General features: G+C 54.8%; 19 protein-coding genes and 3 tRNA genes. 14 read left to right on the top strand and 8 right to left on the bottom strand.

Annotation, left to right across the window (positions count from 1 at the left end):
- Window positions 1-181 precede the first annotated feature (181 nt).
- Together KIH26_RS16465 and KIH26_RS16470 are read left to right on the top strand one after the other, a co-directional pair.
- Complete coding sequence (locus tag KIH26_RS16465; RefSeq protein WP_213446789.1) at window positions 182-1,075, top strand: alpha/beta hydrolase family protein; 894 nt, start codon at window positions 182-184, stop codon at window positions 1,073-1,075.
- Window positions 1,076-1,156: 81 nt separating this feature from the next.
- Window positions 1,157-2,065, top strand: a complete 909-nt coding sequence (locus KIH26_RS16470; protein WP_213446790.1) for a LysR substrate-binding domain-containing protein — start codon at window positions 1,157-1,159, stop codon at window positions 2,063-2,065.
- A 2-nt stretch (window positions 2,066-2,067) separates the two neighbouring features.
- On the opposite strand, the gene KIH26_RS16475 is transcribed toward KIH26_RS16470, so the two are convergent.
- A complete protein-coding gene (locus tag KIH26_RS16475) occupies window positions 2,068-3,327 on the bottom strand; it encodes a D-amino acid dehydrogenase (protein ID WP_249661583.1) in 1,260 nt (419 codons plus the stop codon).
- A gap of 266 nt (window positions 3,328-3,593) precedes the next feature.
- Between KIH26_RS16475 and KIH26_RS16480 the strand changes: the two genes are divergently transcribed.
- Window positions 3,594-4,481: an amino acid ABC transporter substrate-binding protein gene (locus tag KIH26_RS16480; protein WP_213446791.1), complete on the top strand. Its 888-nt coding sequence runs from the start codon at window positions 3,594-3,596 to the stop codon at window positions 4,479-4,481.
- A 21-nt stretch (window positions 4,482-4,502) separates the two neighbouring features.
- Entirely contained in the window at window positions 4,503-5,237 is a 735-nt protein-coding gene (locus KIH26_RS16485; protein ID WP_213446792.1) for an aspartate/glutamate racemase family protein, read from the top strand.
- Here KIH26_RS16485 and KIH26_RS16490 read toward each other — a convergent pair.
- Window positions 5,230-6,111 (bottom strand): amidohydrolase family protein, encoded by an 882-nt coding sequence (locus KIH26_RS16490; RefSeq protein ID WP_503005261.1) that lies wholly within the window; start codon window positions 6,109-6,111, stop codon window positions 5,230-5,232. The genes KIH26_RS16485 and KIH26_RS16490 overlap by 8 nt on opposite strands.
- Before the next feature lie 231 nt (window positions 6,112-6,342).
- On the opposite strand from KIH26_RS16490, the gene KIH26_RS16495 reads away from it, so the two are divergent.
- The 3 genes from KIH26_RS16495 to ypfH are packed head-to-tail and all read left to right on the top strand — an operon-like array spanning window position 6,343 to window position 8,308.
- Window positions 6,343-6,783, top strand: a complete 441-nt coding sequence (locus tag KIH26_RS16495) for a DoxX family protein (RefSeq protein ID WP_213446793.1) — start codon at window positions 6,343-6,345, stop codon at window positions 6,781-6,783.
- Between the two features lie 44 nt (window positions 6,784-6,827).
- The gene (locus KIH26_RS16500) at window positions 6,828-7,637 is read left to right on the top strand and encodes a dioxygenase family protein (RefSeq protein ID WP_213446794.1); all 810 of its coding nucleotides are present in this window, start codon (window positions 6,828-6,830) and stop codon (window positions 7,635-7,637) included.
- Entirely contained in the window at window positions 7,634-8,308 is a 675-nt protein-coding gene (gene ypfH / locus KIH26_RS16505) for an esterase (protein WP_213446795.1), read from the top strand. Before KIH26_RS16500 ends, ypfH begins: the two co-directional genes overlap by 4 nt.
- Here the strand turns inward: ypfH and KIH26_RS16510 are convergent.
- Genes KIH26_RS16510 through KIH26_RS16520 form a run of 3 tightly spaced genes read right to left on the bottom strand, consistent with a single transcriptional unit; the run spans window position 8,301 to window position 11,364 of the window.
- On the bottom strand, window positions 8,301-9,149 hold the full coding sequence (locus tag KIH26_RS16510; RefSeq protein ID WP_213446796.1) for an alpha/beta hydrolase: 849 nt from the start codon (window positions 9,147-9,149) through the stop codon (window positions 8,301-8,303). The two genes, ypfH and KIH26_RS16510, sit on opposite strands and share 8 nt — an antisense overlap.
- Before the next feature lie 2 nt (window positions 9,150-9,151).
- Window positions 9,152-10,645: a M20 family metallopeptidase gene (locus KIH26_RS16515; RefSeq protein WP_213446797.1), complete on the bottom strand. Its 1,494-nt coding sequence runs from the start codon at window positions 10,643-10,645 to the stop codon at window positions 9,152-9,154.
- A 38-nt stretch (window positions 10,646-10,683) separates the two neighbouring features.
- Window positions 10,684-11,364 carry a cytochrome b/b6 domain-containing protein gene (locus KIH26_RS16520; RefSeq protein WP_213446798.1) on the bottom strand — a complete coding sequence of 227 codons (681 nt, stop codon included), beginning with the start codon at window positions 11,362-11,364 and terminating at the stop codon, window positions 10,684-10,686.
- 181 nt (window positions 11,365-11,545) lie between these two features.
- Here KIH26_RS16520 and KIH26_RS16525 point away from each other — a divergent pair, with 181 nt between their 5' ends.
- On the top strand, window positions 11,546-11,992 hold the full coding sequence (locus KIH26_RS16525) for a c-type cytochrome (RefSeq protein WP_213446799.1): 447 nt from the start codon (window positions 11,546-11,548) through the stop codon (window positions 11,990-11,992).
- Between the two features lie 151 nt (window positions 11,993-12,143).
- Here KIH26_RS16525 and KIH26_RS16530 read toward each other — a convergent pair whose 3' ends face one another.
- Window positions 12,144-12,581 (bottom strand): peroxiredoxin family protein, encoded by a 438-nt coding sequence (locus KIH26_RS16530; protein WP_213446806.1) that lies wholly within the window; start codon window positions 12,579-12,581, stop codon window positions 12,144-12,146.
- 132 nt (window positions 12,582-12,713) lie between these two features.
- On the opposite strand from KIH26_RS16530, the gene KIH26_RS16535 reads away from it, so the two are divergent.
- Window positions 12,714-13,418: a DUF4197 domain-containing protein gene (locus KIH26_RS16535; protein WP_213446800.1), complete on the top strand. Its 705-nt coding sequence runs from the start codon at window positions 12,714-12,716 to the stop codon at window positions 13,416-13,418.
- Between the two features lie 80 nt (window positions 13,419-13,498).
- Here the strand turns inward: KIH26_RS16535 and KIH26_RS16540 are convergent, their stop codons facing one another.
- The gene (locus KIH26_RS16540; protein WP_213446801.1) at window positions 13,499-13,903 is read right to left on the bottom strand and encodes a tautomerase family protein; all 405 of its coding nucleotides are present in this window, start codon (window positions 13,901-13,903) and stop codon (window positions 13,499-13,501) included.
- A gap of 81 nt (window positions 13,904-13,984) precedes the next feature.
- The gene (gene aptA, locus KIH26_RS16545) at window positions 13,985-15,319 is read right to left on the bottom strand and encodes an omega-aminotransferase AptA (protein ID WP_213446802.1); all 1,335 of its coding nucleotides are present in this window, start codon (window positions 15,317-15,319) and stop codon (window positions 13,985-13,987) included.
- Between the two features lie 114 nt (window positions 15,320-15,433).
- On the opposite strand from aptA, the gene purU reads away from it, so the two are divergent.
- The 5 genes from purU to KIH26_RS16570 all read left to right on the top strand — a co-directional run.
- Window positions 15,434-16,285: a formyltetrahydrofolate deformylase gene (gene purU, locus KIH26_RS16550; protein WP_213446807.1), complete on the top strand. Its 852-nt coding sequence runs from the start codon at window positions 15,434-15,436 to the stop codon at window positions 16,283-16,285.
- 93 nt (window positions 16,286-16,378) lie between these two features.
- Window positions 16,379-16,464 (top strand) — tRNA-Tyr (locus tag KIH26_RS16555).
- Between the two features lie 73 nt (window positions 16,465-16,537).
- A tRNA-Gly gene (locus tag KIH26_RS16560) sits at window positions 16,538-16,611 on the top strand.
- A gap of 77 nt (window positions 16,612-16,688) precedes the next feature.
- A tRNA-Thr gene (locus KIH26_RS16565) sits at window positions 16,689-16,763 on the top strand.
- A 38-nt stretch (window positions 16,764-16,801) separates the two neighbouring features.
- Window positions 16,802-17,041: GTP-binding protein (locus KIH26_RS16570; RefSeq protein WP_249661576.1), on the top strand; the 240-nt coding region annotated here is incomplete at its 3' end.

Here is a 17,041-nt window from a genome sequence, read left to right on the forward strand (position 1 = left end):
GCGGTAGAAGAATCTAAGTGCTGTAAGGCGAGGCATGCCCGCTCAGTGGTTAAGTTCGTGAATTTGTGGCAGAAAGGGGCGAAGAATGTGACAAATCGGAGACGTTGAATTGGGTGTTGCTCTCTAAGGCCAAGTCGCCAGATCGATAGCTAGGCTAACGCGATGAGGATGTAATGTGCGGATGACATCACAAGATATTCTTCTAAACACAGCCGATGGCTACAAGCTTAGCGCTACACATTACACCCCACAGCAAGCGGCCTTAGATCCAACATCTGGTCGTGCGCAATACATCGTGATAGGCTGCGCTACAGCAGTACCACGCGGCTTTTACAAACGCTTTTGCGAATTTGCCGCGAGTCTTGGCCTCTACGCGATCGTGGCTGACTATCGCGGCATTGGGGGCTCTAAGCAAGGCTCGCTCAAAGGCTTCAAGATGGATTACGCTGATTGGTCTGTGCAAGATTTGGGCGCAGCTGTGCAGTATGCGCATGAGCGTGGCGAAGTCTATTTGGTGGGTCATAGTTTGGGCGGCCATGCCCTAGGCCAGTTGCCTGATCCATCGCTGATCAGGGCAGCTTATTTTTGCGGTTCGGGTGCGGGTTGGGCTGGCTGGATGCCACTGGCTGAGCGCATCAAAGTCTGGTGTCTTTGGAATGTCATCGGCCCTGTGGCCACGACATTGCTGGGCTACCAACCCATGAGCAAATTTGGTATGGGTGAAGATATTCCGCTGGGTGTGTACCGCGATTGGAGGCGCTGGTGCAGCTTCCCACGTTATTTTTTCGATGACTCCGCGCTCGATGCCAAAGTCATCGCAGCAAAATTTGATCGTGTGCGTATGCCTGTGGCAGCGTGCGTGAGCACCGATGATTTGTGGGCACCACCCAAATCACGCGATGCGTTCTTCTCAGGCTACAAGCACACAAATGTTGATCGCATTGATCTGACCGCAGTTGAACTCGGCGTAGAACAGATCGGCCACATGGGCTATTTCCGCAAAGAAGTGGGCGCAGCGCTGTGGCCGCAGATCATGGTTTGGCTGCAGAAGAGTGGTTTGAAAACGCAGGCTTAGCTCTCAGATCCAGCCGCGCTTTCATGCACAATGGGCGGAGATCGGCAGCTTGCCCGATCTGAATGAAAGGGCGCGTAGGCCATGCGGCTTCGGCATATTGAGGTGTTCAATGCGGTGATGCTCACGGGCAGCGTGAGCGCGGCGGCGCGGCTGATCAATGTGACGCAGCCTGCTGTGAGCCGCATCCTCGCGCATGCCGAATTGCAATTGGGCTTTGCGCTGTTTCAGCGCACCAAGGGGCGACTCGTGCCCACCAGCGAAGCGCAGACACTCTATCCGCATATCGAGCGCTTGTTTCAGCAGCTTGATGAAGTGCAGCGCTTGGCCAACAGTTTGAAAGCGGGTGATCGCGCTGATGAGCTGCATCTGCTCACCGTGCTGGCGCTGAGCTACGAGATCATTCCGCGCGCGCTGAAAGCCTTTCGCGCGCAGCACCCCGATGTGCGTGTGACGGTGGAGGCCTTGCATTCGCCGCAGATCATCTCGTCTTTGGTGTTGCAAGAGGCCGATGTGGGCTTTGTGTTCAGCTCGGTGGCGCATCCTTCTTTAGAGCAGCAGAGCCTCGCACAGGGGCGAATGATGTGTGTTGCGCCCAAGGGCTGGCTGAGCAGTGCCATCGTCAAAAAGGGCGTGGTGGGATTGATGGATTTGGCGGATAAGCCTGTCATCAGCCTGGATGTGCGAGACCCTGTGGGCACGCATTTGAATCATTCTTACCGCGAAGCGGGCGTGGGCTTGCAATCGGTCGTCACCGTGCAGACCTACCACGCTGCACTCGCTTTGGCGCATCATGGTATCGGCATCGCCTTGGTAGACAGTTGCACGGCGGTGTCTGCAGATAGCACCAAAGTGGCAGTCGTGGCGCTGGAGCCGAGCATTCCTGTCTCGATCCGTGCGCTGCGCCCGGTGCAGCGGCCGAGCAGTTTGCTCGCTCTGGCCATGTCGCGCTGTGTGCAGCAGGCATTGGCTGAGACGAAGGCTGCTGATTAAATTCATCCTTGACTGATCGCTTTTGACAAACGCGCGGCACTGCCTGCGGCCAAGGTCAAACCTAATGCACCCTGCCCAGCGTTGATGAACACATTGGGAACGCGGCTCGCCCCAATAATGGGCAAAGAACTGGGTGTGGCGGGGCGCAGGCCTGCCCAAGTGAGCGGCTGGCTCAAATCGCACGCGCCTGGAAACAGGCTCTCAGTAGCTTGCAGCATCTGCTCCACGCGCTTGGGAGCCACCGTCAGGTCATGCCCCACGATTTCTGCTGCAGCGGCCACGCGCAAATTGTTGCCCAGCGGTGCAAACACCGTCTTCAGCCCCAAATCTGTGATGCTGCAATTCGCCACTCTCTCGGGCTGAATCACCGGCACCGTCAAGCTATAGCCTTTGATCGGATAAATTGGCAGACGGATGCCCAGCGGCTCGCAAATCGCAGGTGTGGTTGCGCCTGATGAAATCACGCAGGCATCGGCTTGCAGCTTGCCGCATGATGTATGCAGTGCATGAAAACGGCCTTGACGTAACTCGATGGATTGCACTTGCGTTGAAAAGCGCAACACGCCAGCTTTGGTTGAAATACGTTGCACCAAGTTTTGACACAGTTTGTAAGGATCAGCCATGCATTCACTGGCCGTCCACACGCCGCCTACAAATGCGCTCTGCGATGCGGCCAGCGCAGGCTCACGTTCGATGCATTGCTTGGCATTGAGCACCTCTTGCTTACTTCCCATGCTCTTTTGCAATCGTACTTGTGCGGCCTGAAGCGCCAAGCTTTTCTCATCTCGGCAAAGTACAAGCTTGCCATTGCGTGCAAAGTCAATCTCCCAAGCTTGCTCGCTCATCCAAGCATCGAGCGTTTGGCGGCTGAGCTGAGCAAGCTCTAGCAAAGCGCTTGTGCCGCTCTGCGTTTGCGCTGCACGGCATGCGGCAAGAAAATGCAAACCCCATGCCCATTGCCGCCAGTCTAAGCGCGGCGTGAATTTCAGTGCGGAATCTTTTTCAAACAGCAGTTTGGGCAAAGCACGCAGCGTAGCCGGTGAGGCCAAAGGCTCCACATAGCTGTAGCTTAATTGCGCGCCATTGGCAAAGCTGCTCACCCGCCCGGCCTCGGCTTGAGCATCCACCAACTCAACGGTATGCCCATCGCGAAGCAGTTGATACGCTGTAGCGCAACCCACAATGCCCGCGCCGATCACGACGATGTGCATGTCAAACTCCGCCAGAGGTATACGCTGCTCGGCGTTGGCTAGCCTGAGCATTCGAGAGAGAAGTCAACATGGCAGAAAGATTTTTGAGCTGGACATGGCTGTAACTGTAGGCAGCAACACCAAGCTTTGGGATGACAAATCGCCTGCCGCCCATGCCGCAAACTTATGCCCTGTTCTGCGAGTGCCATAAAAATTCGGGTTAGCCCGTACATCCCATAATTTCACGGCATGGGTCTTAGCATTACTGTGTATTGTTCGAACCACCAACACGGCCTACACTGGAAATTCATTTCATCATTCACCCATGAGGATTCATCATGTTTCTTAAAACTATTTCTCTTGCTTGCTTAGTTTGCGCAGCCGTCAGCGTGTCGGCACAAACAACAGACACTCTGAAAAAAATCGCAGACAGCGGCAAGGTCACTTTCGCTTACCGTGAATCCTCTGTGCCCTTCAGCTATCTGGCAGGCAGCACACAACCCATTGGCCTGTCTGTGGATCTGAGCATGGCAGTAGCCGACAGCTTGAAGAAGCGTTTGAACCTGCCCAATTTGAAAATCGAATGGCAATCCGTCACCTCGGCCAACCGCATCCCGCTCGTGACCAATGGCACGATTGATTTGGAATGCGGCTCCACCACCAACAACAGTGATCGCGGCAAGCAAGTGCAATTTGCCATCAACCATTTCTACACCGGCACACGCCTGATGGTGAAAAAAGGCACAGGCATCAAAAACTATCCAGACCTCGCCAAGAAAACCTATGCCACCACCTCAGGCACAACCAATGCCCTCGTGATGCGCAAGCATGTGGCTGACAACAAGATCGACACCGAAGTGCTGCTCGGCAAAGACCATGCCGATTCCATGCTGATGGTGGAAGCAGGCCGCGCTGTGGCTTTTGCGATGGACGATATCTTGCTCTTCGGTTTGATCGGCACAGCCAAGAATCCTGCAGAGTGGGAAGTGGTGGGCGATGCGCTGCAAGTGGAGCCCTATGCCTGCATGATGCGCAAGGATGATCCGAAGTTTGCTGAAGTGGTGAACGGCACGATTGGTGGCCTGATGAAATCGGGTGAATTTGAAAAGCTCTACACAAAATGGTTCATGCAGCCGATTCCTCCGCGCAATGCAGCCATCGGCTTGCCGATGAACAAAGAGCTGCGCGATAACTTGAAAGCGCTCTCGGACAAGCCTGCTCTGTAAGGCGATACGCCAGAAGCAGTCATGAACACTGTTGGCATTTTGGGCGGCATGGGCCCAGCCGCAGGGGCAGACTTTGTCCGCTTGTTTGTGCGAGCTTGCGCCGAGCACCTTCGCACGCATGGTCAGCCAGTGCGTGATCAGAGTTTTCCAGAGCATTGGCTCGCGCAAGTGCCCGTGCCTGATCGCACGCGCGCGCTGCAAGACACCGAGCCCGGTGCGCATCAGCCGCTTGATCCCATGCTGCAAGCGCTCGGGCGCTTGGCGGCTTTAGGCGCGCGCAGCGTAGCGATTGCTTGCAACACGGCGCATGCTTGGCACACCAGTTTGCAAAGCCGCTTTCCGCAAATCGAGCTTTTGCATATGGCCGATGAGGTGGCCGCGCTTTTGCAAACCCAAGGCGTACGCGCTGCCAGCTTAATGGCGACCGAAGGCTCCTATCGCACTGGGCTTTACGAAGCCGCATTGCGCAAACATGGCATTACCTGTTACATGCCCAATACCGCGCAGCGCAAGCTCATCATGCAAGGTATTTTTGATGGCGTCAAAGCCGACGACTATGCTCTGGCAGCGCAGTGCTTTGGGGAGGTAGCTTCGGATTTGGCGCGACAGTATACTGATGCAACCATCATCATGGGTTGCACCGAGATTCCTTTGGGACTGCAAGGCACGACTGCAGTACAAAGCTTGAAATTGATGGACCCAGCTCAAGTATTGGCCACATCATTGGCTGCACGAGCCTACGCTGAAGTCACTTAAGGCCAAACAACGTCGCGCCATTCTCCCAAGCCACTTTGCGGGCCACGTCCGTCGGCAAGCCACCGAGCCATGTGCGATAGCCCTTCATCAAATCGTCGTAATACATCCAGCGCTGATTGACCCAAGTGTCTGAGCCGATCATGAAGCGGTTGGGGAATTCTGTGATCAAAGCACGCCACTCAGCGCTGAGCTGGCCATTGCCATCAGTAAGGCCGGGGCGATAGGAGAGCTCGCCCATTAAGCCTGGATATTTTTTCATCAGGCTTCGCACGCGCTCAGTAGATGCCCCACTGATACCAGTGTGTGCCCAGATCAACTTCACTGTCTTCTTCGGTGCGTGAGCCATCAGCAAATCAATCGCTACATCGTCCACATGCGCGAGTACGGCGAGTTGCTTTTCTTCTGAGAGCTTCATCAGCTTCACGGCCACTGCACCATTGGCATTGGCGCTGTCATACAAATGGAATTCACCGATGCCTTTGTATGCACCAGAAGCCGTGCCTTTGCTGAGTTCATCGAGCACCATCTGATAAATCGTCTCATCGCGAAACCAGTTGTCGTAATCGGCGCGATTGCGGTAGAGGCGAATGAAGGGAATCACCGTTACGCCAGCTTTGGCGGTTTGCTCTTTGGCGGAGGCCAGATTCTTCGTGCCATCGTTAGGGCGTGAATTGGCCACGATGGCTTTCACGCCATTGCGTTGCATGCGCGCGAGCACGTCTGGGATCGGGTGGGGGGATTGCGCCTCATCGTTGTAATGCAGATGTGCATCAAGCAGTGGGCCGTTGTAGTCGGTCGCGTGAGCTGGGTTCATCAGGCACAAGCCTGCCAACAGGTGCGCCCATGCATAGTTGTTGAGGAAGGCAAATTTCATCAAGGCATTGTGCGCGAAATGAAAAGCGCTTGCGAAGTTTAGGCTGCTTCAGCGGCCATGCCTTGCTTGATCTTCGCTGGCAAATCGGAAGTTCGCAGAGTGATTATTGTCTCTAATAACGAAACAATTAATCCGTATTTATCGTATTTATCTTTAATTGGATAGCTAATACAGTTGATGAATGCTGCGGGTAGGCCGCAGCACTGATGCTTACTCGTTTTAGGAATTTCTATGCAATCTGCCCATACCTCTTCTGCTCTTCAAACTCTTCTGAGTACCCATAACCCTCGCCCTGATTTGGCGGGTCTCCTTTTGCGTCTCACGCTTGGTATTGTGCTGATCGCGCATGGTCTGCTCAAAGTGCTGGTGTTTACGATGCCGGGTACGGTGGGCTTTTTTACCTCTATCGGGTTTCCCGGCTGGTTGGCCTATGGGGTTACAGGCGTGGAGCTGATTGGCGGCCTGGCCTTGGTGCTGGGCTGGCAAAGCCGTGCAGTAGCGCTGTTGAGCTTGCCAGTGCTGTTGGGCGCGAGTTATGTGCACGCAGGCAATGGCTGGCTTTTCACCAACAAGAATGGCGGCTGGGAATACCCGATGGTGCTGGTTTTGTTGGCTATTGCGGTGGCTCTGCTGGGTAATGGTGCAGCTTCAGTGCAGCGCCAAGCACGTTGATCCACGGTGTTGAATACTGCGACAATTGCTGCCCAATGACGATCATGACAACCCTGCCATCTGTGTTCATATCCCACGGTTCGCCGATGTTTGCGCTCGAGCCGGGGCAGGCTGGTGGCCTGCTCACGCAATTGGGGCAAGATTTGCCACGACCCAAAGCGATCGCTGTGATTTCGCCGCACTGGATGACGCGCGGCGCAGCCGTTTGCGTAGCGCAAAAGCCCGCGACCATTCATGATTTCGGTGGCTTTGATCCGCGCTTGTATGAGATGAGTTATCCGGTAAATAATGGTGTAGACGGCATAGAATCTGCGCAAGCTGCTATTAAATTATTAGCGGATGCAGGCTGGAACCCAATAGCCACGGATCGCTGGGGTTTGGATCATGGCACTTGGGTGCCACTCACTTATTTGTATCCAAAAGCCGATGTACCCGTGTTTCAAATCTCACTGCCTGCGGGTTTATCTTTAGCCCAAGCCTTGGCTTACGGGCAGGCTTTAGCAGGTTTGCGCGAACAAGGCGTACTGATCATCGGCTCTGGCAGTTTGACGCATAACCTCAGCGAATTCGGTGGCGGGCGTACGGATCAGCCAGTCTTGCCCTATGTCCCTGAATTTGTGAGCTGGGTGCGCGAGGCTGTCGTGGCGGGGGATGCGCAAAAGCTCTGCCGCACTTTTGAGGAAGCTCCGCATGCGAAGCGCGCACATCCCACCGATGAACATTACCAACCGCTGCTCGTCGCTATGGGCGCTTCGATGCACGACGGCAAAGCTGCCGCAGCCCGCGTGCTCGATGGTGGTGTGGCTTACGGCATCATTTCGATGGATGGTTTTGTATTCGGGGATATGCAATGAGCATCATCGTTCATCAGCCTCAAAGTGGCGCAGCAAAGCAATTGTTTTTGCTCTTTCATGGGGTGGGCGCAACGCCAGATGATCTCGTGCCTCTGGGGCAACGTTTGGCGCAGCAGTTTCCACACAGTGCTGTGGTCAGTGTGCAGGCGGCGCATGACTGCCCGTACAGCAATGGCTTTCAATGGTTTTCTTTGGATGGTATCACAGAAGAGCTTCGCCCTCAGCGCGTGGCTCAGGCTTTGCCCTTATTTCGTCAGGCTGTACAGCACTGGCAAACGGTTTTTCAAGTGAGTCCTGAGGCCACGGCTCTGGTGGGCTTTTCGCAAGGTGCAGGCATGGCGCTGACGAGTACACAGCAACTACCATCTCTTGCTGCGCGCATCGTCTCTCTCTCAGGGCGTTTTACCCAATTACCGGATCTTGCGCCCGAGGGCTGCACGATGCATCTGATTCATGGCAAGCAAGATGCCATGATTCCTTATGCCCACACGGTGCTGGCTGCTGAGCGCTTGGTCAAGCTTGGTGCCGATGTGACAGCAGATGTGATCCCGTTTGTGGGGCATGAGATCACCGAAGAAATCGTAGAGCTGGTGATGGAGAGGCTGACCACCCATGTGCCTAAGCGCTATTGGGAAGCAGCGCAAAATGAAAGTGCGCCCCCAGCTAGCTAGCCTGCTGCGCCAGCCAAGCGTGCATGGACTCAAATACGCGGGCTTTCTCAGGATCATTGAAGATCTCGTGATACATCGCATCAAAGCAACGCGCTTGCACCCATTTGTTGGGCGCATTGGCGGCAAAGGCCCGGCTGCCGGCTGGGTTGACCAGAGCATCCGCGCCGGCATAAATCAGTAATGTGGGCGTCATCCACTTCGGCGCAGCAGCAATGCAGCGCGCGCCTTCATCAGCAATAAATCGTGCCAAGCGGCCACTGATCTTGTTGTGCACAAAGGCATCGCTTTTGTAGGCCTGCACGACGACGGGATCGCGGCTGAGTTTATCTACTTTCAAGCCGTTATCCACCCGAAGATTGGGTGCGATACGAGGCAGAACAGACAACAAGAGTTTTTGCACTGCGTTCAGGCCAGGATCAAGCGCGGGTGAGCTCAAAATAATGCCGTCGACGGGGCGCATTTGTTGACGCACAAACGAAGCCACCACCAAGCCGCCCATGCTGTGCCCGAGCAAAATCAGTTGCTGAGTTGGGCGCATATTACGTCGCGTATCGTCCACCACATCTGCCAAATCATCCACCAGCCGCATCTCACTTGGGATGCGTCCGCGCGAGCCACCGGATTCGCCATGGCCATACTGGTCATAAGCGCGGACATGAAATCCCGCCTCATTCAATTGTTGCGCCACATGCGTATAGCGAAAAGCATGCTCGCCCAAACCGTGCACGATGATGACGGTGCCTTTGATATCCTGTTCTGGCCAAATATCTGGCAGCGGCCAATCGTGGATGGCGATATTTTCGCCATCGGTCGCCGTGAAGGGTGACAAATAAGACTCCATGTTCACGCAGGATGCGCAGCGATCACGCTGGCCACCGATGCAGTGATTTTCTTGGCGTAGTCGACATGCAAAAACTCATTGGGTCCGTGCGCGTTGCTCTTGGGCCCGAGCACGCCGCAGACCATCATTTGCGCTTTGGGAAAGCCCTTTTCCAGCATGTTCATTAGTGGAATCGTGCCGCCTTGACCGATGTAGCCGCAGGGCGCGCCGTAGTAGGCTTGGCTTGCAGAGTCCAAGGCACTTTGCAGCCAAGGCGCTGTACTCGGGGCATTCCATCCGCTGGCCGCACCGCCGCCGTCGAATGTCACTTTGGCTTGGTACGGCGCATTGTATTCGAGCAACTTCTTCAGCTCTTGCATCGTGGCCACTGCATCGACCAAAGGTGGTGTGCGAAGGCTGAGTTTGAAGGCGGTGTAGGGGCGCAACACATTGCCTGCGTCTTTGAGTGCAGGGAAGCCATCTGCGCCAGTCACAGACAGCGTTGGCTTCCATGTGCGATTGAGCAAGGCTTCAACAGGATCGGTCGTCGTGGGCAATGCAAACTGCGTGGAGCCGCCGCAATCCGCATGCGCCCAAGGGAAGCGTTTATAAACCTCATCGCCCAAAATCTTCGCCGTGGCCTGCGCCTGTGCTAAGCGATCCGCAGGCACTTCGCAATGAAAGCTCGCTGGCAGCAAGCGGCCTGTGGCGCTGTCTTCCAAGCGATCGAGCACTTGGCGCATGATGCGAAAGCTCGAGGGCACGAGGCCGCTGGCATCGCCTGAATGCACGCCTTCAGTCAGGATGTCCACGCGCAGTGTGCCGCTGACCATGCCGCGCAAGCTGCTGGTGAGCCAAAGCTGATCGTAATTGCCGGCGCCAGAGTCAAGGCAGACGACGAGTGACACGTCACCCAATCTGCTCTTCAACGCATCGACATAGGGCAGCAAGTCATACGAGCCGGATTCTTCGCAAGTTTCGATCAAACCGACGATGCGAGGATGTGGCGCATTTTGGGCCTTCAGGGCTTGAATCGCCGCGATGCTGGCATAGACCGCATAGCCATCGTCTGCACCGCCGCGCCCGTACAGGCGAGAAGCGCCGTCCGAGCCAGTTTCTAGCTTCGGCGTCCACGGGCCCAGATCATTTCGCCAGCCATTGAACTCAGGTTGCTTGTCCAAATGGCCATACATCAACACGGTTTGTTGGCTTGTATGCTGATGCGCTGGCACTTCAAAAAACAGCACGGGTGTACGCGGTTTGCCTTGCGCATCGGTAAGCCGCAACACCTCAAGTGTTAGCCCCGGCACTTTCTGCGATTGCACCCAGTTGGCCGCTTCACGCAACACGGTTTCGATATGCCCGTGGGCATGCCAATCGGCATCAAAGCCGGGAGATTTGCAAGGGATGGTGATGTAGTCGCTGATGCGCTTGGTGATGTCTGCATCCCAAGCGCGCGTGGCGTGGGTCAAGACATCGGCGGTGTTTAAAACGGAGGCAGGGACGCGGGCATTCATGTTGGAGGCCTTTACTGAAGCCTCCATATTAAGACTTTTTAGAAAGCTACAGCACCTAGGCTTTGCACCCAATAGACAAATGCCCCGCAAATTGCCAACACCACCAACGCAGCCAGCCGGCTGCCTGCGGTGTCTTTGGAGGCTTCCACTGCCTGCGCCATTTGCTTATCGCCGTCAATCATTGGGCGAATCAGATTTTCTTTTTTCTTATAGAGGTAAAACAAAATCGCTACGATATGCAGCACCACAAGTGCTGCAATCACCCATTTGCCAATATCTTTATGCCACCATGTGGCCAAGCTCACGCGGGCATTGCTCACAAAGCGCGTGAGAGGGCCGGCATTGGTGATTTCATCGTCGCTGATCAAGCCCGTGCCCACTTGAAGCGCCAAAAAGCCTAGCAGCGCGAAGACTGAGCCTGCGCCCAGTGGGTTGTGCCCCGCAGAATGCTCAGGCTTACCTTGGCCTTTGAGATAGGCAATCACAGAGCCTGGTGAGTAAATGAACGAGGCGAAACGCGACCATTTGCCGCCGAACAAGCCCCATACAAAGCGAAACAACAGCAGGGTCATCACACAGTAACCCAGCCTAAAGTGCCACACCATCCAATTGCCGCCCACATTGCCCGTGATGATCAGCCCGACGACGCACACAAACAGTGCCCAATGAAAAACTCGGGTGGGCAAATCCCAGATACGTACAGTGTGAGCAGTGGGCATGCTGTGATTCCTTTGATTTCCGAGATAAAGTAAAAATTAATTTACGCACATTGTGCCGTCTTGGAGGCAGCTGTGTGACAAGCCCTAGGAAATGACTAGGGATTGCCCTAGTGCCTCTGGCTGGAACTTCTCATCGTAGGTTAACCTCTGTTTTCAACACATTACTTCAACAGGAGCTTCCATGAAATTTCGTATCGCTTTTCTTCTCGCTGCAAGCACTTTGCTCGCCAGCGTTTCTGCTCAAGCGCAGTTTGCTAAGCCAGAAGATGCCATCAAATACCGCCAAAGCGCCCTGAGCGTGATGGGCACGCACACAGGTCGTTTGGGTGCAATGGTCAATGGTCGTGTGCCATTTGATGCACGTGTTGCGCAAGACAATGCTGATGTGATTGCTGCGATGGCCAAACTGCCATGGCAAGGTTTTGGCCCTGGCACTGAAGGCGGTAAAGCCAAAGCCAACATCTGGACAGACGCCGCCAAATTCCGCGCCGGTGGCGACAAACTTGCTGCTGACGCAGCTGCCGTAGCAGCTGCCGCTAAATCCGGCAACCTCGATCAAATCAAAGCGGCATTCGGCACCTACGCTGGCAATTGCAAAACCTGCCACGACGAATTCCGTAACCAGTAATTTTTCAGTTCCCTCCTCGACAGCCCTCTATGGCTGTTTATGCCCGCAGGTCTTTGGCTTGCGGGCATTTTTTTGGCCCACTGAATTACTATTAAATTAATAGCACTTTGCGCAGTAACTACGCGGGCAAACTGCCAAAAACGCTTAAAAATCAAGCCTTTTGAGCTAACAGCTGCTCAATCAGTGCATGCAGCGCCGCAAAATCTGGTTTGCCTACATAGCGCTTCACAATCTCGCCTTTTTTATTCACCAGATAGGTGGTCGGCGTGAGCTTCACATCGCCCCAGGCTTTGGCCACTGCGCCTGTGTTGTCGATGGCCACTTTGAAAGGCAAGGCGCGGCTTTGCGCAAAATTCACGACGAAGGCAGGCGGGTCGTAGCTCATTGCCACGGCCACGGTGTCATAGCCCTGTGCCGCGAATTTGTTGTGGGTCGAAATGATCTCGGGCATCTCGGCAACACAAGTCACGCAGCTGGTCGCCCAGAAGTTCACCAAAGTCACCTTGCCTTTCATTTGCGCAGTTGTGAAAGGCTTGCCATCGAGCAAGACCATGGTGGAATCTGGTGCGGTTCCTGTGAAATCTGCCATCTTGCTGCAGCCAGAAAGCGTCAACGCCGCTAAAGCTGCGCCGTTGAACAACGTAGCAGTTGCCAAACGGCGAGACAATGGTAATGATCGTGGGGCAAGATACATCGTCAATTTATCCAAAGGAGCATATTCATGAAACGTCGTCAGTTTAACCAAGCAGGCGCATCTGCGCTTGGCCTGTGCATCGCCGCCGCCTACCAGCAAGCTTATGCGCTCTCACTCGGTGATTTGACGGATAAAGATGCCAGTGCTGGCCTGAAAACTGCACTTGAGCGCGGGGCTTTGTCCGCGGTGAGTCTTTTGGGTAAGACCGATGGTTTTCTAGGCAATAACTTAGTGCGGATTCCGCTGCCAGGGTTCCTGAACGACGCTGGCAAGCTGATGAAAAAATTGGGGCAAGGCAAAAAAGTGGATGAACTCGTCACAGCCATGAACCGCGGTGCAGAGCAAGCCGTGCCCTTTGCCAAAGATCTGCTCGTGTCTGCCGTCAAAGGCATGAATGTGACGGATGCCAAGAAAATCCTGGGCGGTGGCGATACATCGGTGACCAGCTTCTTCGCTGAGAAGACGCGCTCACCACTGGGCACTAAATTCCTGCCGATCGTGACGAAGGCCACTGAGAAGGTGCAGCTTGCGGATAAATACAACGCCGTTGCTGGCAAAGCCTCCGGCATGGGCTTGGTGAAAAAAGAAGATGCCAATATTCAGCAGTATGTGACGGGTAAATCCCTGGATGGCCTCTACACCATGATCGGCGAAGAAGAAAAGAAAATTCGCAAAGATCCCGTGGGCACGGGCAGCGATATTCTCAAAAAAGTGTTTGGCGTATTGAAGTAACCCCGCTGGCATTTTTTCGGCCTTTTCGGCCTCTAGCCAGCGCAGAATGTGCGCAAAGTGCTACTAATTCAGTAGCATTTTCATTGAATCTGGGTTGAAAATCCCAAATCGACATCACTCGCTGCCTGCCCACCGCGGATGCCCCAGTGCTCAAAAGGCACTTCTTGCAAACAGATCAATACATGATCGCGGGGGATGGCAGCAGCGCAGCTTTCCAGATTCGCGACGATGGCTTGATACAAGCGGCATTTGGCATCCGTGCTTCTGCCCGGAAAGAGCGCAATATTCACCACGGTGCGCTTCTCAGGCTGCGTGAGTGCGGGAGACACCATCATGCGGTGCGGCGCATGCACAGCAAGCTTCACATTGCGGTCATTCGCTGGCAGTCGCAAAGTCTCCAATAGGGCACGTTGCACAGCTTCGATGATGTCAATTTCCACCTGTTCGGGGTAGGTGGTGCGGATGTCGATGGTGGTCAGAGGCATGATGGCCTCAGTATCTGCGGTTTACAAACAGCGATTGATGAGAAATCACGCGCTTTTGCAAATCACTAAGACATCAAATGCTCAGCCCACATGTTTTTTCACACTCGCAGCCAATACATCCACCATCTGCGCAATCTGCGCCTCGCTCACGATATACGGCGGGCAAAGCACGAGGTTTTCACCTGCGGGGCGAATGAGAACGCCTTGGTGGAAGCAATCTAGGAAGATGTCGTAGGCGCGTTTGCCTGGTGAGCCGGGCATGGGGCTCACTTCAATCGCACCCGCCAAGCCGAGCGTGCGGATGCTCACCACGCCTGGCATGCCTTTGAAGGCGCTGTGCAGCGCATCACCTAGCAGCTTGCCCATCTTGCCTGCGCGTGCAAACAGATCTTCTTGCTTGAACAAATTCAAAGTAGCAATCGCCGCAGCACAGGCTACAGGGTGGCCGCTGTAGGTGTAGCCGTGGAAAAATTCCACCACATGCTCAGGGCTGCCGGCATTCATCATCGCGTCGTAAATATGCTCACGGCAGACGACGCCGCCGAGCGGAATCACGCCATTGGTCACGCATTTGGCGAAATTCAGCATGTCGGGCACCACGCCGTAAAAATCCGCGCCGAAGTTCACACCCAAGCGGCCAAAGCCAGTGATCACCTCATCAAAAATCAGCAAGATGCCATGCTGATCACAAATCGCTCGTAAGCGCTTCAAGTAATCCATCGGCGGCACATACCAGCCCGCACTGCCCGCAATCGGCTCGACCATGATGGCCGCGACATTGCTTGGGTCATGCAAAGGCAAGATGCGTTTTTCTAGATCGTCGAGGAAGTCAGTATCGGTTTGCGGCGCAGCACCGTTGTAATGCGTCGTGGTGGCATCGTGCACGAAGCGCATGTGATCCACACGCGGCAGTAGTTGCGTGCCATAAGCCTTGCGGTTCGCTGGCAGGCCGCCCACACTCATGCCGCCGAAGTTCACGCCGTGATAGCCCTTCTCGCGGCCAATAAAGAGCGTGCGATGGCCTTGGCCGCGCGCGCGATGGTAAGCGAGCGCTACCTTGAGTGCCGTGTCTGCCGCCTCAGAGCCAGAGTTGCAAAACAGCACTTTGTTGAGATCGCTGGGGCACATCGCTGCAATCATTTCGGCGGCTTTGAAGGCTTGGTCATTGCTGGCCTGAAAGGCGGTGGCGTAGTCCAGAGTATCGAGCTGCTTCTTGATCGCCTCGTTGATTGGCTTGCGGTTGTGCCCCGCGCCCACGCACCAGAGGCTGGAGATGCCGTCCAGCACCTGCTTGCCATCGTGTGTGGTGAAGTGCATGCCATCAGCCGCTACGAAGACGCGCGGGTCTTTGCGGAAATGGCGATTGGGGGTGAAAGGCAACCAGTGGTTGTCCATGTTGAAATCGATCAAAGCCATACCTGTCTCCAATATATGATTTGGTTACTATCAAATAAATAGCACTCCGCGCAGGATATATGCCGGCGATTGAGCCGTTTTGCTTCAAAAATAGAAGAAAATACAGCCATGGCGATGCAACCCACACCAACCTACATCCTAACCCTGACTTGCCCAGACCGCATGGGTATCGTGCACGCCGTCTCAGGCTTTCTGTTAGAGCATGGCGGCAACATCGAAGAGGCCGCGCAATACAACGATCACGATACCGGCTTGTTTTTCATGCGTGTGAGCTTTGCTTGCTCGCTCGATCAAGCCGCGCTGCAGGCTGATCTTTCCGTTTTTGCCGCAGGATTTGGCATGCAATGGCAGCTCCATGCCGCGCAGCAGCCGATGCGCACTGTGCTGATGGTGAGCCAACAAGGCCATTGCTTGAATGATCTGCTCTTCCGCTGGAAAAGCGGCCTGCTGCATCTGGATATCCGCGCCATCATCAGCAACCACCGCGATTTTTATCAGTTGGCTGCCAGCTACAACGTACCGTTTCATCACATTCCGATGGTCAAAGACGGCAAAGCGCAGGTGGAGGCGCGTCAGCTAGAAATCATCGATGCCGAGGGCGCAGAGCTGGTGATTTTGGCGCGCTACATGCAGATTCTCTCCAATGAGATGTGCCAAGCGCTTTCAGGCCGAGCTATCAATATCCACCACAGCTTTTTGCCGAGTTTCAAAGGCGCAAAGCCCTATTACCAAGCCCATGATCGCGGTGTGAAACTGATCGGCGCAACCGCGCATTACGTGACAGCCGACTTGGACGAGGGTCCGATCATCGAGCAGGATGTCGCGAGAGTCGATCATTCGGATACGGTGGATGACCTCACGGCAAGAGGCCGAGATACAGAGAGTCAAGTTCTTGCTCGTGCGGTGAAGTGGCACAGCGAGCACCGTGTTCTGCTCAACGGCCACCGAACTGTGGTGTTTCGCTGACGATCTGAGTAAAAACACAGCCATCTGCTGGGCTGTGTGGGCTTCCTAGGGTAGCAGAATGTCACCGAAACATGGCATAATCCTAGGTTCGCCGGAGAGGTGGCCGAGTGGTTAATGGCAGCAGACTGTAAATCTGCCCTCTAACGAGTACGCTGGTTCGAATCCAGCCCTCTCCACCAGCGAGATGTTTGTTGAGCGTGACGGAATTCGTCCGCTTTTGAAGTTTTTCTGCGTATGCAAAAGAGCTCGAATGCGGGAGTAGTTCAATGGTAGAACCTTAGCCTTCCAAGCTAATGACACGGGTTCGATTCCCGTTTCCCGCTCCATAAATATCGTGTTGGCATGGCATCAGAATTTTGAGTTTTAGGTTTTAGCCCTAGTATGAAAAAGGGCAAATGTTTTCGCCCTTTTGGCTCAGTGGTAGAGCACTCCCTTGGTAAGGGAGAGGTCGCGGGTCCGATTCCCGCAAAGGGCACCAGTTTTTAATCGTTGAATCGTACTTTTTCGGAGCAAAGAATGGCAAAAGAGAAATTTGAACGTACCAAGCCCCACGTCAACGTAGGCACGATTGGCCACGTGGACCATGGCAAGACCACCCTCACCGCTGCTATTACAACGGTGCTCGCCTCCAAGTTCGGCGGCACCGCTAAAGCCTACGACCAGATCGATGCTGCTCCAGAAGAGAAGGCTCGTGGTATCACGATTAATACCGCTCACGTTGAGTACGAGACCGCCAACCGTCACTACGCCCACGTT

The organism is Variovorax sp. PCZ-1 (assembly GCF_018413605.1).
Taxonomy (GTDB): Bacteria; Pseudomonadota; Gammaproteobacteria; order Burkholderiales; family Burkholderiaceae_C; genus JANMDU01.

Excerpts from the sequence above, each read along its gene's own strand:
- KIH26_RS16500 (WP_213446794.1), top strand. The coding sequence starts at position 6,828 with ATGACAACCCTGCCATCTGTGTTCATATCCCACGGTTCGCCGATGTTT.
- KIH26_RS16490 (WP_503005261.1), bottom strand. The coding sequence starts at position 6,111 with ATGAAATTTGCCTTCCTCAACAACTATGCATGGGCGCACCTGTTGGCA.
- KIH26_RS16540 (WP_213446801.1), bottom strand. The coding sequence starts at position 13,903 with ATGCCTCTGACCACCATCGACATCCGCACCACCTACCCCGAACAGGTG.
- purU (WP_213446807.1), top strand. The coding sequence starts at position 15,434 with ATGCAACCCACACCAACCTACATCCTAACCCTGACTTGCCCAGACCGC.
- KIH26_RS16530 (WP_213446806.1), bottom strand. The coding sequence starts at position 12,581 with ATGGCAGATTTCACAGGAACCGCACCAGATTCCACCATGGTCTTGCTC.
- KIH26_RS16465 (WP_213446789.1), top strand. The coding sequence starts at position 182 with ATGACATCACAAGATATTCTTCTAAACACAGCCGATGGCTACAAGCTT.
- KIH26_RS16480 (WP_213446791.1), top strand. The coding sequence starts at position 3,594 with ATGTTTCTTAAAACTATTTCTCTTGCTTGCTTAGTTTGCGCAGCCGTC.
- KIH26_RS16535 (WP_213446800.1), top strand. The coding sequence starts at position 12,714 with ATGAAACGTCGTCAGTTTAACCAAGCAGGCGCATCTGCGCTTGGCCTG.
- KIH26_RS16510 (WP_213446796.1), bottom strand. The coding sequence starts at position 9,149 with ATGGAGTCTTATTTGTCACCCTTCACGGCGACCGATGGCGAAAATATC.
- ypfH (WP_213446795.1), top strand. The coding sequence starts at position 7,634 with ATGAGCATCATCGTTCATCAGCCTCAAAGTGGCGCAGCAAAGCAATTG.
- KIH26_RS16520 (WP_213446798.1), bottom strand. The coding sequence starts at position 11,364 with ATGCCCACTGCTCACACTGTACGTATCTGGGATTTGCCCACCCGAGTT.
- KIH26_RS16485 (WP_213446792.1), top strand. The coding sequence starts at position 4,503 with ATGAACACTGTTGGCATTTTGGGCGGCATGGGCCCAGCCGCAGGGGCA.
- KIH26_RS16525 (WP_213446799.1), top strand. The coding sequence starts at position 11,546 with ATGAAATTTCGTATCGCTTTTCTTCTCGCTGCAAGCACTTTGCTCGCC.
- KIH26_RS16470 (WP_213446790.1), top strand. The coding sequence starts at position 1,157 with ATGCGGCTTCGGCATATTGAGGTGTTCAATGCGGTGATGCTCACGGGC.
- aptA (WP_213446802.1), bottom strand. The coding sequence starts at position 15,319 with ATGGCTTTGATCGATTTCAACATGGACAACCACTGGTTGCCTTTCACC.
- KIH26_RS16515 (WP_213446797.1), bottom strand. The coding sequence starts at position 10,645 with ATGAATGCCCGCGTCCCTGCCTCCGTTTTAAACACCGCCGATGTCTTG.
- KIH26_RS16495 (WP_213446793.1), top strand. The coding sequence starts at position 6,343 with ATGCAATCTGCCCATACCTCTTCTGCTCTTCAAACTCTTCTGAGTACC.
- KIH26_RS16475 (WP_249661583.1), bottom strand. The coding sequence starts at position 3,327 with ATGCTCAGGCTAGCCAACGCCGAGCAGCGTATACCTCTGGCGGAGTTT.